This window comes from Streptomyces sp. NPDC060000, from assembly GCF_042737375.1.
Lineage (GTDB): Bacteria > Actinomycetota > Actinomycetes > Streptomycetales > Streptomycetaceae > Streptomyces.
This window is the reverse complement of sequence record NZ_JBHWUU010000006.1, coordinates 100,109-113,065: the sequence shown is the minus strand read 5'-3', so window position 1 is coordinate 113,065 and position 12,957 is coordinate 100,109. Positions and strand designations below refer to the sequence as shown.

Sequence of the window (12,957 nt, the reverse complement as noted above, 5' to 3'; positions counted from 1 at the left end):
CAACGCGGTCACGGAATTCGACCAGAAGCAAGATCATTTCCTGCCCGGGTGCCGCACCGGGCACTCGCGGCCCCTCAGGGATCCCCGCTTCCGCACCGCTCACCGTTCGCTCAACCGTCCGCTGATCCACTGGAGCGCCGGCGGGATCTCCCGCCGCCAGGTGTTGAAGTTGTGCCCGCCGCTTTCCAGGATGATCGACGAGATCCTGGTCGTGCCCGTGGCCTTCGCCAGCGCTATGAACTTCTGCGTGGCCCTGTAGTTGGATTCACCGGCCTTGCTGCTGGTGACGAGCAGCGAGGTGTCGGGAGCGGAACGATTCTTCATGAACCAGAGCAGATCCGCCTCGTTGCGCAGGGCCGCGTTCCCGTGGAAGAGGTCGCCGGTGGTCGGATCGTTCGGCGCCTTGTAGTAGGCCGACAGGCCCGCACCCGCCGCGTAGACCTCCGGGTGGTGCATCGCCAGCTTCAGCGCGCAGTAGCCGCCCGTGGAGTCCCCGATGATGCCCCAGCTGCCGGGCTTCTTGCCCACCCTGTAGTGGGCCGTCACCGCGTCCGGCAGGTCCCTGGCGAAGAACGACTCGGTCTGCGGACCGCCCGGGACGTCCACGCACTCCGTGTCCCGCGGCGGCGCCACCGTCGGCCGCAGCATCACCAGGATCATCGGCTGCATGCCCCCGTCCGCGGCGAGCTGCCGCGCGGTGCGCGGGTAGTGCAGTTTGTCCACGAGCGCCTCCGCCGTACCGGGGTACCCCGTGAGGACGACCGTCGCCGGGAACGTACGCGTGCGGTACTTCGGGTCGAAGTACTCCGGCGGCAGGTACACGTACGCCGGCGTGGCTATGTGTGTCGTAGGTCCGTCGACGGCGACCTTCTGGATCTGTCCGGCGAATTGCGGACGTCCGCCGCCGCCGTCCACGCGCCGGGTGTCGAGCACCCGCAGCGGCCCCGCCGGTGCGCCGCCCGCCGCGTGGTCGACGACCACGCCCTGGTCGGTCTCCTGGCCGAACAGGTCCGCCCAGCTGGCGTAGAAGCCGAACGCCTGGTTGGCGGCGAGCCCCACCGACGCGAACAGCACCAACTGGGTGGCCAGCAGCAGACCGATCCGCCCGCTGACGGCCCGCCAGCCACCCCGGGCCAGCCGCGGCCACAGCCACACCGTGCCGACGAACAGCAGTAAGGCGAACAGCACTGACAGCAGCAGCATCTTGTCGCTCGTGAGACCCATGCGGTGGTTTCCTACCTGCTCTCTCCGTCCGGGAACCCGCCCGCTCCCCCGACTCCTTCGCGAGGGCTTGTCCCGAACTTTCCCTGGCCTTTTCAGTGGCTTTGAGAAGACGAGTGAACCTCTCTCCTCAAGACACCGTCCTAGAGGGCGCAATGTCGCCGGATGCCCGAATCGGGCCCGGGTCCAAGGTCTCTCGCGGAACTACGGGATGCGATGTCTGTCACTCAAGATGGGGAAATGTCGGGCGGGGTTCCGCACCGATCAAGCCGGGTGCGGCAGATAGTGCGAGGTCCGCGCCCCGAGTCCGTCCCTGGCCTGGTCGCCCGGGCCTGTGCCCTCGTGGGCCTGCTGGATGTCGCCGGAGGCGTCTTCCCGCGGTTCAGGCACAGCCGTATGCACACCTTCGCCGAGGTGCTGCCCGGCTCGTTCGGGCCCTTCGCGGCCGCGCTGTCCCTCAGCGCCGGCGTCCTGTTGCTGCTGCTCGCCCACGGCCTCAGGCGCGGCAAGCGGCGCGCGTGGCGCGCCGCGGTGGTACTGCTCCCGGCGGGCGCGGTGGCCCAGTTCGTGTACCGGCACTCGATCCTGGGCGCGCTCATCTCGGTCGCGATCCTGGCTCCGCTGCTGCTGCACCGCGACCAGTTCGCGGCACTGCCCGATCCACGCAGCCGCTGGCGCGCGCTCGCCAACTTCGTCCTCATGGGCGCGGGCTCCCTCGGCCTGGGGCTGGTCATCGTCAGCGTCCACCCCAACCGCATGATCGGCGACCCGAGCCTGGCCGATCGCATTACGCACGTCCTGTACGGCCTGTTCGGCTTCGAGGGTCCGGTCGACTACCAGGGCAACACCTCCTGGACCGTCGCGTTCTCCCTCGGCGCCCTCGGCTGGATCACCGCGGTCACCACGATCTACCTCGCCTTCCGCCCCGAGCACCCGGCCGCCCGCCTCACCGAGGACGACGAGGTACGCCTGCGTGCCCTGCTGGAGAAGCACGGCCGCCGTGACTCCCTCGGCCACTTCGCGCTGCGCCGCGACAAGGCGGTGGTCTTCTCCCCCAGCGGCAAGGCCGCGGTGACCTACCGCGTCGTCTCGGGCGTGATGCTCGCCAGCGGTGACCCCATCGGCGACGTCGAGGCCTGGCCCGGCGCCATCGAACGCTTCATGGACGAGGCCAAGGCGCACTCCTGGACGCCCGCCGTCATGGGCTGCTCGGAGACGGGCGGCGAGGTCTGGACCCGTGAGACCGGCCTCGACGCCCTCGAACTGGGTGACGAGGCGGTGGTGGACGTAGCGGATTTCTCCCTGGCCGGCCGCGCGATGCGCAACGTGCGCCAAATGGTCAAACGCATCGAACGCGCCGGTTACGAGACCCGGGTACGGCGCGTCCGTGACCTCGGTGAGGGCGAGCTGGAGCGCATCCGGCGGGCCTCCGAGGACTGGCGCGGCACCGACACCGAGCGCGGCTTCTCCATGGCCCTGGGCCGCGTCGGCGACGCCTCCGACGGGGACTGCCTCATCGCCACCGCCCACAAGGCCGACGAGGTCCCCGGCGAGTACGGCGATCTGAAGGCGATCCTGCATTTCGTGCCCTGGGGGCCGGACGGCGCCTCCCTGGACCTGATGCGCCGTGACCGCTCGGCCGACCCGGGCATGAACGAGCTGCTGATCGTCGCCGCCCTCCAGGCCGCCCCGAAGTTCGGCATCACGCGCGTGTCGCTGAACTTCGCCATGTTCCGCTCGGCGCTGGCCCGCGGCGAGAAGATCGGCGCCGGCCCGGTGCTGCGCGCCTGGCGAGGGCTGCTGGTGTTCCTCTCACGCTGGTTCCAGATCGAGTCGCTGTACAAGTTCAACGCCAAGTTCCAGCCGCGCTGGGAGCCCCGTTTCGTCGTCTACCGGGCCTCCGGCGACCTCCCCCGCATCGGCTTCGCCGCGATGCAGGCCGAGGGCTTCGTCAACCTCGCCCTTCCTCTGCCGCGCTTCCTGCGCCGCCGCTCCAAAGCGTCACGCGTGTGTGCGCACACGGTCACGGAGAGGGACGTACGGGCGGCGTAGCCCCCGCGATGCCGGTCCCGCACGCACCGGGCCCGCACAGCGGGGACCGGCTCGGGTGGCGGCCGCGCCCCCTCGCGGCCCTGGGGCTGTCACCCGGGCCGCGCCACGGCGCGGCCTCTTCCTGGGCCTACGCTGAACGCATGAGCAAGCACAGCGGACGCGGGCGCGTGGTCGGCCTTCCGGAATGGGACCGCTGCGCGGTCATGGGAGTCGTCAACGTGACCCCCGACTCCTTTTCCGACGGCGGCCGCTGGTTCGACACGACGGCCGCCGTCAAGCACGGCCTCCAGCTCGTCGCCGAGGGCGCGGACCTCGTGGACGTCGGCGGCGAGTCCACCCGCCCCGGCGCCAGCCGGGTCGACGAGGCCGAGGAGCTCCGCCGGGTCATCCCGGTGGTCCGCGGCCTCGCCTCCGAGGGCGCCGTCGTCTCCGTCGACACGATGCGCGCCTCGGTCGCCACCCAGGCCCTCGCGGCCGGCGCCGCCCTCGTCAACGACGTCAGCGGCGGCCTCGCCGACCCGGCGATGATTCCGGCCGTGGCGGAGGCGGGCGCCCCCTTCGTGGTCATGCACTGGCGCGGCTTCCTCGAGGGCGGCACCGTCAGAGGTGTCTACGCCGATGTCGTCGCCGAGGTCGTGGACGAACTGCACGCGCGTGTGGACGCCGTCCTGGCCGGCGGCATCTCCCCCGACCGCATCGTCGTCGACCCGGGTCTCGGCTTCTCCAAGGAGGCCGATCACGACCTCTCCCTGCTGGCTCACCTCGACCGGCTGCACGCCCTCGGTCACCCGCTGCTCGTCGCCGCCTCCCGCAAGCGCTTCCTCGGCCGTGTCCTGGCCGGCCCGCAGGGCGCGCCGCCGCCCGCGCGCGAGCGCGACGCCGCCACCGCCGCCGTCTCCGCCCTCGCGGCGGAGGCCGGTGCGTGGGCGGTCCGCGTGCACGAGGTGCGCGCGACAGCGGACGCTGTACGGGTCGCACGCGCCGTGGAGGGGGCGCGCGAGCAACGCGACGCGCCCGGCGCGGGTGCACCACACCAGGCGCACACCACCTCGAGCGAGCCCGCGGTGCGACCCGCCGCGGGATCCGGGGCGCGAGACCCCCGCCCCGGCGGGCAGGGCCCGAGCGGCGCGGAAGGAGCCCGGTGAGCGCCCCCCATACGGACGTCGAGCAGGTCGAGGCCGCCAACACCGCCTTCTACGAGGCGCTGGAACAGGGCGACTTCGACGGGGTGTCCGCGCTCTGGCTCACCCCGGCCGACCTGGGCGTCGACGAGACGTACCACGACCCGGCGGACGTCGGCGTGGTCTCCTGCGTGCACCCCGGCTGGCCCGTCCTCACCGGCCGGAGCGAGGTGCTGCGGTCGTACGCGCTGATCATGGCGAACACCGACTACATCCAGTTCTTCCTCACCGATGTGCATGTCTCCGTCACCGGCGACACCGCGCTGGTGAACTGCACCGAGAACATCCTCAGCGGCGGCCCGGCGCCGGAGGACGGCGAGGAACTCGGGCCGCTCGTCGGCCAGCTGGTGGTCGCCACGAACGTGTTCTGTCGCACGTCCGACGGCTGGAAGCTGTGGTCCCACCACGCCTCCCCGGTGCTGACGGAGAACGACGAGGACGACACCCCCGAGAGCCCCGACGATCTCGACGATTCCGAGAGTGACGACAACGCCTCCTGAGCGGGTAGGCGGACCGCAGGAAGCGAGCGGGAAGCCACGGGACGCCCCACAGGGAGCAAGAACCACGGGACGATCCACAGGGAGCAAGAAGTGGTTGGAATCACGAACCCGTGGGTAGGGGCGGCTACCAGCCCGTGAGCCGCCGGGTTCCCCAAGGGAAACACCCGGTGAAAATTCCTGGCTCCGACCCGTGCCACCGCGGCCGGAGCCCGTGTCTGTCAGTGCTCGCGGGTAGATTCGTTCGAGGCCGGGGTGCCGCCCGCACCCGGTACGCACCGGCCGAAACCGACGACTGCAGGAGTGATTCGCGTGGATCGTGTCGCGCTGCGCGGCCTGAAGGCCCGCGGGTACCACGGCGTGTTCCCCAAGGAACGCGAGGAGGGCCAGACCTTCATCGTGGACCTCGTCCTGGGCCTGGACACCCGACCGGCCGCGGCCGACGACGACCTGGCGAAGACCGTGCACTACGGCATCGTGGCGGAGGAGGTCGTGGCCGTCGTCCAGGGCGACCCCGTCGACCTCATCGAGACGCTCGCCGAGCGCATCGCCCAGGCCTGTCTGAAGCACGAAGGGGTTCAGGAGGTCGAGGTGTGCCTCCACAAACCGGACGCGCCGATCACCGTCCCCTTCGACGACGTGACCGTCACCATCACCCGGAGCCGAGTATGACCGCGTTCTTCGCCGGAGGTCAGAGCGACCCGACCGTACAGCCGGTACCCGCCTCCGTCGTCGAGAAGGTCGACGCCGCCGACACCACCCTGCACAACCCGAAACGGGCCGTTATCTCCCTCGGCTCCAACCTCGGCAACCGCCTGGAGACCCTCCAGGGTGCCATCGACGCCCTCGAGGACACCCCCGGCGTCCGCATCAAGGCCGTCTCCCCGGTGTACGAGACGGAGCCGTGGGGCGTCGAGCCCGGCAGCCAGCCGTCGTACTTCAACGCGGTCGTCCTGCTGAAGACCACCCTCCCGCCGTCCTCCCTCCTGGAGCGGGCGCACGCGGTCGAGGAGGCCTTCCACCGGGTCCGGGACGAGCGCTGGGGGGCGCGCACACTCGACGTCGACATCGTCGCGTACGCCGATGTCGTCGACGACGACCCGCATCTCACGCTCCCCCACCCCCGCGCCCACGAGCGCGCCTTCGTGCTCGCCCCCTGGCACGACGTGGAGCCCGAGGCGCAACTGCCCGGCCGCGGCACGGTCGCCGGCCTGCTCGACACCGTCACCCGCGAGGGCATCGCGGCGCGCAAGGACCTGGAACTCCACCTGCCCGAGTAGTCGTTAAGGTCAACAGGACCACTGCCCGCGGGATGCCCATGCCCGCGGGCTCGGGGAGTTGAAGGGACACCGTGAGAGAGCTGCGCATCAGGGTGCTGGCCGGCGTGTTCGGCGTGGCCGCCATCCTGTCCTGGGCCGGCGCCCGTCTGTGGAACGCGGTCGGGACCCTCCCCAGCGTCCCGCTGGCCGCGCCCATCGTCCTCGCCCTGATCGCCGTGGTCCTGACGGCCACCGCGCTGTCGTTGCGCGCCCGTCTCAAGGCACAGCGCGAGCGCCGCCCCGAGGCCAAGGGCGTCGACCCCCTGATGGCGGCCCGCGCGGTCGTTTTCGGCCAGTCCAGTGCCCTGGTGGCCGCCCTCGTCTCCGGTATGTACGGAGGCGCGGGGGTCTTCCTCCTGGAGTCCCTCGACATCCCCGCCCGTCGCGACCAGGCCATCTATGCCGGTTTCGCCGTCCTGGCGGGCATCGCGGTCATAGCGGCGGCCATCTTCCTGGAACGCGTGTGCAAGCTGCCCGAGGACGACGACCAGGACAAGGGAGCCGCGTCACCGGCGTGACGCCGGATACGGGGCTGCGCCCGGCGTGACGCCTCCCGCCGGGCACAGCCCCGTATCGGTCGACTCGCGTCCCGCCCGCCCGTGTCGGCGCACACCCATCGGCGGACCGCGTCAGCGCGCCATGATCAGGCTCATCGCCTCGTTGCGGGTCGCCGCGTCCCGCAACTGCCCCCGGACCGCCGAGGTGATGGTCTTGGCGCCGGGCTTGCGGATGCCCCGCATGGACATGCACATGTGCTCGCACTCGATGACGACGATCACCCCGCGAGGCTCCAGGATCTCCATCAGGGAGTCCGCGATCTGCGTGGTGAGACGTTCCTGCACCTGCGGACGGCGCGCGTACACATCCACGAGACGGGCCAGCTTGGACAGGCCGGTGATCTTCCCTGAGGTGGACGGGATGTAGCCGACATGAGCGACCCCCCGGAACGGCACGAGGTGGTGTTCACAGGTGCTGAACACCTCGATGTCCTTCACGAGCACCATCTCGTCGTGCCCCAGGTCGAACGTCGTGGTCAGCACGTCCTCGGCCCGCTGCCACAGGCCCGCGAATATCTCCCGGTACGCCCGAGCCACCCGCGCCGGAGTCTCCCGGAGTCCCTCACGGTCCGGGTCCTCGCCGACCGCGATCAGCAACTCGCGTACGGCGTTCTCGGCGCGCTTCTCGTCGAACTCGCCGATGGAGCCCTCGCTGTCCAGCGTCACGGGGTCGGTCATCTGGTGCCTCGTTCCTGTGGGTCGCGCGTGTGGGTCACGCGCCTCATCTGCGGGCATAGAGAAACGTCAAACGAAAATGCCGCGCCCCCCAGGCTAGAACCTGGGGGGCGCGGCATCCATTCCGGGCCTGGTGGGGCTCCCGGGAGCGGGTCAGCTCTCGGGGCGGTCCTCCGGGGCCGGCTCGATCACCGGGGTGGACTCCACCGCGGTGGTCTTCGCCGTGGAGATCGCCGGTGTCGCACCGTTGGCGCCGTTCGTCAGTGCGAGCTCCCGAGGGGAGAGCACCGGCGGACGGGTGGACGGCGTACGCCGCGAGGATCCGGTCCAGGCGGGCCGTGCCGGACGCTTGACGATGGCGGAGAAGACCTCGGCGATCTGCTCCTTGTTCAGCGTCTCCTTCTCCAGCAGCTGGAGCACCAGCTGATCGAGGATGTCGCGGTTCTCGACCAGGATCTCCCAGGCCTCGTTGTGCGCGGTCTCGATGAGCTTCTTGACCTCTTCGTCGACCAGCGCGGCGACCTCTTCCGAGTAGTCACGCGGGTGCGACATCTCGCGGCCCAGGAACGGCTCGGTGTTGTCGCCGCCGAACTTGATGGCGCCGAGACGCTCGGTCATGCCGTACTGCGTGACCATCGCGCGGGCCGTTGCGGTGGCCTTCTCGATGTCGTTCGCAGCACCCGTCGTCGGGTCGTGGAAGACCAGTTCCTCGGCCGCGCGGCCACCCAGCATGTAAGCGAGCTGGTCGAGCATCTCGTTACGAGTGGTCGAGTACTTGTCCTCGTCCGGCAGGACCATCGTGTAGCCGAGGGCCCGTCCGCGCGACAGGATCGTGATCTTGTGGACCGGGTCGGAGTTCGGTGAGGCCGCCGCGACCAGGGCGTGACCGCCCTCGTGGTACGCGGTGATCTTCTTTTCCTTGTCCGACATGATCCGGGTCCGCTTCTGCGGGCCCGCCACGACGCGGTCGATGGCCTCGTCCAGCGAGTGGTTGTCGATGAGCTTCTTGTCGCTGCGCGCCGTGAGGAGCGCCGCTTCGTTCAGCACGTTCGCCAGGTCCGCGCCGGTGAAGCCCGGGGTGCGGCGGGCGACGGCCGACAGGTCCACGTCCGGGGCGACCGGCTTGCCCTTCTGGTGAACCTTGAGGATCTCCAGACGGCCCTGCATGTCCGGGCGGTCGACCGCGATCTGGCGGTCGAAGCGGCCGGGACGCAGCAGCGCGGGGTCGAGGATGTCGGGCCGGTTCGTGGCGGCGATGAGGATCACGCCGCCCTTCACGTCGAAGCCGTCCATCTCGACGAGCAGCTGGTTCAGCGTCTGCTCGCGCTCGTCGTGACCGCCGCCGAGGCCGGCACCACGGTGGCGGCCGACCGCGTCGATCTCGTCGACGAAGACGATCGCCGGGGCGTTCGCCTTGGCCTGCTCGAAGAGGTCTCGGACCCGGGAGGCACCGACACCGACGAACATCTCGACGAAGTCGGAACCGGAGATCGAGTAGAAGGGGACGCCCGCCTCGCCGGCGACGGCGCGCGCGAGGAGCGTCTTGCCGGTACCGGGCGGGCCGTACAGGAGTACGCCCTTGGGAATCTTGGCGCCGACGGCCTGGAACTTCGCCGGTTCCTGCAGGAACTCCTTGATCTCGTGGAGTTCCTCGACGGCCTCGTCCGAGCCCGCCACGTCGGCGAAGGTCGTCTTCGGGGTGTCCTTGGTGATGAGCTTGGCCTTGGACTTCCCGAAGTTCATGACTCGGGAGCCGCCGCCCTGCATCTGGTTCATCAGGAACAGGAAGACGACCACGATGAGGACGAAGGGGAGCAGGGACAGCAGGATCCCGACGAAGGCGTTCTGCTTCGTCGGCGAGACTGTGTATCCGTCCGGGATCTGCTTGTCCTGGTACTTGGTCTGCAGCGTGTTGGCAATGGTCACGCCCTGGTCGCCGATGTAGCTCGCCTGGATCTTCGAGCTGTCCTTGACCTTTACGCCGTCCTTGAGCGTGACCTTGATGGTCTGCTCGTCACCGGTGGTGAGCTTGGCCGACTCGACCTTGTTGTCGTTGATCGCTGCAATGACCTGGCCGGTGTCCACCGTCTTGTAGCCGCCGGACGAGCCGACGACCTGCATCAACACGACCACGGCAAGGACGGCCAGCACGATCCACATGACCGGCCCACGGAAGTATCGCTTCACGTCCATCCATACGGAGCGGTGTCGCCCCGTCCCTCCTGCCATAGTGAGTTTGATAAGACAGTTCTTCTGACGGTACCCCAGCTTCGTCACGCAAAGCCGCACGGTACGGCTGGCGCACCCGTCTGCAAGCCTTAACGGCGAGAGGCCCGCCGGGGTTCCCGATCTTCGTACGGGGCTTGGGCCCTTCGGGTTCAGCCGCCGTAGACGTGAGGCGCGAGCGTACCGACGAACGGGAGGTTGCGGTACTTCTCGGCGTAGTCGAGGCCGTAGCCGACAACGAACTCGTTGGGGATGTCGAACCCGACCCACTCGACCTCGATGGCGACCTTGGCGGCCTCGGGCTTGCGCAGCAGCGTGCACACATTGAGGGAGGCAGGCTCGCGCGAGCCGAGGTTGGAGATCAGCCAGGACAGCGTCAGACCGGAGTCGATGATGTCCTCCACGATCAGGACGTGGCGGCCCTTGATGTCGGTGTCCAGGTCCTTGAGGATCCGTACGACACCGGAGGACTGGGTGCCCGCGCCGTAGGACGACACGGCCATCCAGTCCATGGTGACGGGGGTGGACAGCGATCGGGCGAGGTCGGCCATGACCATCACCGCGCCCTTGAGGACGCCGACGATGAGCAGGTCCTTGCCCGCGTACTCCGCGTCGATCTTCGCGGCCAGCTCAACCAGCTTCGCGTCGATCTCTTCCTTGGTGATGAGCACCTCTTTGAGGTCGGTGCCCATGTCTTTCGCGTCCACCCGCATCACTTTCGGTTGTCCCAGCGGCCACCGGGACCGCCCACGACCACGTAAGCGGTCCTGCCGAGCGCCCGGATTCAGCCTTGCCGAATCACCAGTCTGCCACCCTGGCGCTGGGCGACGACTTTGCCGGGGAGATTGATGACCCCCTGGCCACGCCAGCCGGTGATCAACCGGTCGACCTCCTCGATGTGCCGGGCGAAGAGAGAACCGGCCGGAGCGCCCGCCTCGATCGCGGCGCGGCGCAGGATCCGGCGACGCACGGCGGGCGGCAGGGCGTAGAGCTTGGCGCACTCCAGGAGACCGGCGGCATCGCGCACGGAGGACTCGGCCTGGCCCGCCCAGGCGTCGAGGGCGTCGGCGTCGTCACGGGAGAGCTGGGCCGTACGGGCGAGGGCCTCGACGACACCCTTGCCGAGGGCCTTCTCCAGGGCGGGCAGGCCCTCGTGGCGCAGCCTGGAGCGGGTGTAGGCCGGGTCGGCGTTGTGCGGGTCGTCCCAGACGGGCAGGGACTGGACCATGCAGGCCTTGCGGGCGGTCTGCCGGTCGAGCTGGAGGAAGGGGCGGCGGTAGCGGCGGGCGGCCCCCGGGCCGCCGGAGACGGCCGCCATCCCGGACAGGGAGCGGATGCCGGAGCCGCGGGCGAGGCCGAGGAGGACGGTTTCGGCCTGGTCGTCGCGGGTGTGGCCGAGCAGGACCGCGGCGGCGCCGTGGCGGACGGCGGCGGCGTCCAGGGCGGCGTAGCGCGCGTCGCGGGCGGCGGCCTCGGGTCCGCCCTCGCGGCCGACGGTCACGGCGGTGGCCGCCACGGGATCGAGGCCGAGTTCGCGCAGGCGCAGGACGACTTCTTCGGCGCGGAGATCGGAGCCGGGCTGGAGGCCGTGGTCGACGGTGACGCCGCCGGCCCGGATGCCGAGCCGGGGCGCCTCGAAGGCGAGGGCGGAGGCGAGGGCCATGGAGTCGGCGCCGCCGGAGCACGCCACGAGCACGAGCGGCCGCGCCGGTCGCTCGTGCGGGCCCGCCTCGGGGGTGGGGTGGTCGTTGAGGATGTCGTGAAGTACGCGGCGGACCGCCAGGCGTATCGCCGCGACCGCAGGATGGGGACCCACTGTCCGGTTCCCTTCATGAAGTTTTCGGGAGTGAACCCGAGGTTCGGTCACACAGAGTGTGTAGATGGTGACAGAACCGGGGCGTTCCCCGAGCATTGCACGCCTGCCCGGGGCTCACGGTCCCTCGGACGGGTGATTGAAGGGGCGTTCGCCTGCCGACGGCCGGATTCGCTCACCACTCTCCTGGCGGGTTCATGACTCGGCCTTGCGATGCACGCGCGCGACCCAGTCCGCCGGTTTGGCGATCTCGGCCTTGGTCGGAAGTGTGTTCGGGGAGGTCCATACGCGGTTGAAGCCGTCCATGCCGACCTGGTCCACGACGCCCCGCACGAAGCGCTCGCCGTCCCGGTACTGCTTGAGCTTGGCGTCCAGGCCCAGCAGTCTGCGCAGCGCGATGTCCAGTCGGGAGGCGCCCTTGGCGCGGCGCTGCTGGAACTTCTCGCGGATCTCGGCGACGGATCCCACGACCTCGGGGCCGACTCCGTCCATCACGAAGTCGGCGTGTCCCTCCAGGAGGGACATCACGGCGGTGAGGCGGGCGAGGATCTCCCGCTGGGCGGGCGTCTGCACGAGTTCGACCAGGGAACGGCCGCCGTCGTCCTCCTCGCCCTCGGGCCGGCCGCCGGAGAGGGACTGGGCGGCTTCCCTGACCCGTTCCAGGAACGTCATGGGATCCACGTCGGTCTCGCCCAAGAACGACTGGATCTCGCCCTCGAGGTGGTCCCGCAGCCAGGGCACGGCGGAGAACTGGGTGCGGTGGGTCTCCTCGTGGAGGCACACCCACAGCCGGAAGTCATGGGGATGTACGTCCAGTTCGCGTTCCACGTGGACGATGTTCGGCGCGACGAGCAGCAGACGGCCGCCGCCGTTGGCCCCGGCGGGCAGCTCACGGGTGGCGGGGGCGAACGTCTCGTACTGGCCGAGTACGCGGGAGGACAGGAAGGACAGCAGCATGCCCAGTTCGACGCCGGTGACCTTGCCGCCGACGGCGCCGAGCACCGCGCCGCCGGGTGTGGTGCCGCGCCGTTCCTGCATCTTGTCGAGGAGGGGTTTGAGGATCTCCCGGAAACCCGCCACGTTCGCCCGCACCCAGCCCGGGCGGTCGACGACGAGGATCGGGGTGTCGTGGGTGACCTCGGTGCCCATACGAGTGAAGCCCCGGACGTGTCCCTCCGAGGCCTTGGCGTGCCGGCGCAGTTCCGCGACGACGGCACGGGCCTCGTCACGGCTGACCTCGGGTCCCGGCCGCACGAGCCGCGTCGCGGTCGCCACCGCGAGATTCCAGTCGACCATCCCCGAGGAAGAAGCAGCGCCACCGATGCTCGTCATGCGTCAACCGTACGTGAGCGCCGCCGTTGGGGGCAGGCCGCGCGAGGCCGGTCAGGGAGATGTCAGGGTCGGGGCCGGGGGTGG

The 12,957-nt window shown here is 70.1% G+C and carries 13 protein-coding genes; 6 read left to right on the top strand and 7 right to left on the bottom strand.

The window, feature by feature from the left end; translation table 11 throughout:
• Positions 1-99: 99 nt before the first annotated feature.
• Positions 100-1,224 (bottom strand): alpha/beta hydrolase, encoded by a 1,125-nt coding sequence (locus ACFWBB_RS05670; RefSeq protein ID WP_385267357.1) that lies wholly within the window; start codon positions 1,222-1,224, stop codon positions 100-102.
• A gap of 261 nt (positions 1,225-1,485) precedes the next feature.
• Positions 1,486-1,611, bottom strand: coding sequence for a hypothetical protein (locus tag ACFWBB_RS05665; protein WP_385267498.1), 126 nt, complete (start codon positions 1,609-1,611; stop codon positions 1,486-1,488).
• Between ACFWBB_RS05665 and ACFWBB_RS05660 the strand changes: the two genes are divergently transcribed.
• The 6 genes from ACFWBB_RS05660 (at position 1,564) to ACFWBB_RS05635 (ending at position 6,788) form a co-directional block, all read left to right on the top strand.
• Positions 1,564-3,273, top strand: coding sequence for a phosphatidylglycerol lysyltransferase domain-containing protein (locus ACFWBB_RS05660; protein ID WP_385267480.1), 1,710 nt, complete (start codon positions 1,564-1,566; stop codon positions 3,271-3,273). The two genes, ACFWBB_RS05665 and ACFWBB_RS05660, sit on opposite strands and share 48 nt — an antisense overlap.
• A gap of 140 nt (positions 3,274-3,413) precedes the next feature.
• Positions 3,414-4,418 carry a dihydropteroate synthase gene (gene folP, locus ACFWBB_RS05655; RefSeq protein ID WP_385267355.1) on the top strand — a complete coding sequence of 335 codons (1,005 nt, stop codon included), beginning with the start codon at positions 3,414-3,416 and terminating at the stop codon, positions 4,416-4,418.
• Positions 4,415-4,954, top strand: a complete 540-nt coding sequence (locus ACFWBB_RS05650) for a nuclear transport factor 2 family protein (protein ID WP_385267353.1) — start codon at positions 4,415-4,417, stop codon at positions 4,952-4,954. The genes folP and ACFWBB_RS05650 overlap by 4 nt, the downstream gene beginning before the upstream one ends.
• A gap of 309 nt (positions 4,955-5,263) precedes the next feature.
• Complete coding sequence (folB, locus tag ACFWBB_RS05645; RefSeq protein ID WP_385267350.1) at positions 5,264-5,623, top strand: dihydroneopterin aldolase; 360 nt, start codon at positions 5,264-5,266, stop codon at positions 5,621-5,623.
• On the top strand, positions 5,620-6,231 hold the full coding sequence (gene folK, locus ACFWBB_RS05640) for a 2-amino-4-hydroxy-6-hydroxymethyldihydropteridine diphosphokinase (protein WP_385267347.1): 612 nt from the start codon (positions 5,620-5,622) through the stop codon (positions 6,229-6,231). The genes folB and folK overlap by 4 nt, the downstream gene beginning before the upstream one ends.
• 71 nt (positions 6,232-6,302) lie before the next feature.
• Positions 6,303-6,788: a DUF3180 domain-containing protein gene (locus tag ACFWBB_RS05635; RefSeq protein ID WP_385267345.1), complete on the top strand. Its 486-nt coding sequence runs from the start codon at positions 6,303-6,305 to the stop codon at positions 6,786-6,788.
• A gap of 111 nt (positions 6,789-6,899) precedes the next feature.
• Here ACFWBB_RS05635 and folE read toward each other — a convergent pair whose 3' ends face one another.
• The 5 genes from folE to ACFWBB_RS05610 all read right to left on the bottom strand — a co-directional run bounded on the left by folE (position 6,900) and on the right by ACFWBB_RS05610 (position 12,873).
• Entirely contained in the window at positions 6,900-7,505 is a 606-nt protein-coding gene (folE, locus tag ACFWBB_RS05630) for a GTP cyclohydrolase I FolE (protein WP_385267343.1), read from the bottom strand.
• Positions 7,506-7,655: 150 nt separating this feature from the next.
• Positions 7,656-9,695, bottom strand: coding sequence for an ATP-dependent zinc metalloprotease FtsH (ftsH, locus tag ACFWBB_RS05625; protein WP_385267340.1), 2,040 nt, complete (start codon positions 9,693-9,695; stop codon positions 7,656-7,658).
• A 185-nt stretch (positions 9,696-9,880) separates the two neighbouring features.
• Positions 9,881-10,441 (bottom strand): hypoxanthine phosphoribosyltransferase, encoded by a 561-nt coding sequence (gene hpt, locus ACFWBB_RS05620; RefSeq protein WP_385267338.1) that lies wholly within the window; start codon positions 10,439-10,441, stop codon positions 9,881-9,883.
• A gap of 71 nt (positions 10,442-10,512) precedes the next feature.
• Positions 10,513-11,544 carry a tRNA lysidine(34) synthetase TilS gene (tilS, locus tag ACFWBB_RS05615; RefSeq protein WP_385267336.1) on the bottom strand — a complete coding sequence of 344 codons (1,032 nt, stop codon included), beginning with the start codon at positions 11,542-11,544 and terminating at the stop codon, positions 10,513-10,515.
• Between the two features lie 192 nt (positions 11,545-11,736).
• Positions 11,737-12,873, bottom strand: coding sequence for a zinc-dependent metalloprotease (locus tag ACFWBB_RS05610; protein ID WP_385267333.1), 1,137 nt, complete (start codon positions 12,871-12,873; stop codon positions 11,737-11,739).
• Positions 12,874-12,957: the final 84 nt, after the last annotated feature.

Coding starts and splice junctions, on each gene's coding strand:
- ACFWBB_RS05670 (WP_385267357.1), bottom strand. CDS start 1,224: ATGGGTCTCACGAGCGACAAGATGCTGCTGCTGTCAGTGCTGTTCGCC.
- ftsH (WP_385267340.1), bottom strand. CDS start 9,695: ATGGACGTGAAGCGATACTTCCGTGGGCCGGTCATGTGGATCGTGCTG.
- folE (WP_385267343.1), bottom strand. CDS start 7,505: ATGACCGACCCCGTGACGCTGGACAGCGAGGGCTCCATCGGCGAGTTC.
- folK (WP_385267347.1), top strand. CDS start 5,620: ATGACCGCGTTCTTCGCCGGAGGTCAGAGCGACCCGACCGTACAGCCG.
- ACFWBB_RS05610 (WP_385267333.1), bottom strand. CDS start 12,873: ATGACGAGCATCGGTGGCGCTGCTTCTTCCTCGGGGATGGTCGACTGG.
- hpt (WP_385267338.1), bottom strand. CDS start 10,441: ATGCGGGTGGACGCGAAAGACATGGGCACCGACCTCAAAGAGGTGCTC.
- folP (WP_385267355.1), top strand. CDS start 3,414: ATGAGCAAGCACAGCGGACGCGGGCGCGTGGTCGGCCTTCCGGAATGG.